Below are 1,056 nucleotides of genomic sequence, written 5' to 3'. Positions count from 1 at the left end.
CAGCAAGGCCGATCAATGGCGCTTCACAAGCATTTTTTTACTCAACACTACCGTTGATACCACGAGAAAAGCAAAAACCATATTCATTAAGGTCAGCCTATCCCCCAGAATAAGACTGGCTGCAATTAGCGTACAAAAAGGTTGGATCAGCTGTACTTGACTTACTCTGGCAATGCCGCCAATAGCAAGGCCGCCATACCAAAAGAAAAAACCGAGATACATCGGAAATAAGCCGAGATAAATAAAGCTCGTCCAAATAAAAGGATCGGCACTCCAATAAACAGCGCTAAATGAGAAGTAAGTTGCTACCAAATTTACCGGCAAGGAAATAAGCAAGGCCCAAGAAATCACTTGTGGTGGACTCATCTTACGCGACAGCTCACCACCTTCAACATAACCAACACAGGCACAAATACCGCCCAATACCAAGAGACCATCAATATAGGTGAAGCTACCAGAGTTTTTAAGTAGTGCATAAACCACGACCAACCCTGCGCCCAGAATGGAAACCAACCAAAATCCCAGAGACGGACGCTCCTTAAAGCGAATAACACCGATCACAGTGGTGGCTAATGGCATCATTCCTAAAATCACTGCACCATGGGCTGATGAGCCCTCTTCCATCGCAATCGTAGTCAAAATGGGAAAGCCAAATATCACCCCCAATGCAATGACGGCCAACTTCACTAGGTCAGACTGAGCTGGAAGCGGCGCTTTTGTATATAAGAGATAGACTAAAGCGAATAGGCCTGCTAAAAGCGCTCTTCCAAAAGCAATGAAGTGGGGATTAAAGCTACCCAGAACAATCTTCGTGACCGGCAAGGTGAGGCTAAAAATCAGTATCCCAACAAAGCCAATAAGCATCCCCTTGGTTTCTTTATTCACCCGAAGATTGTTCCATATTTAAAGACGTTGGGCATTATGAGCATTCAAGAAAAATATCTCATATTGATAATGAAGTGATATATCAATTAGCACCGAATAACACTAGCCGACCAAGAAAATCCTAGTCCGCTAGCAGCTAAGATAGCGAGCTTACCTTCGGGCAATAAACCC

At 44.2% G+C, this 1,056-nt stretch carries 1 protein-coding gene; it reads right to left on the bottom strand.

Features of this window, described 5'->3' with window-relative positions:
- Window positions 1-12: 12 nt before the first annotated feature.
- Window positions 13-885, bottom strand: a complete 873-nt coding sequence (locus B7Y67_RS19180; RefSeq protein WP_293599997.1) for a DMT family transporter — start codon at window positions 883-885, stop codon at window positions 13-15.
- Window positions 886-1,056 lie beyond the last annotated feature (171 nt).

The organism is Polynucleobacter sp. 35-46-11 (assembly GCF_002281105.1).
This window is presented reverse-complemented; position numbering and strand designations above follow the sequence as displayed.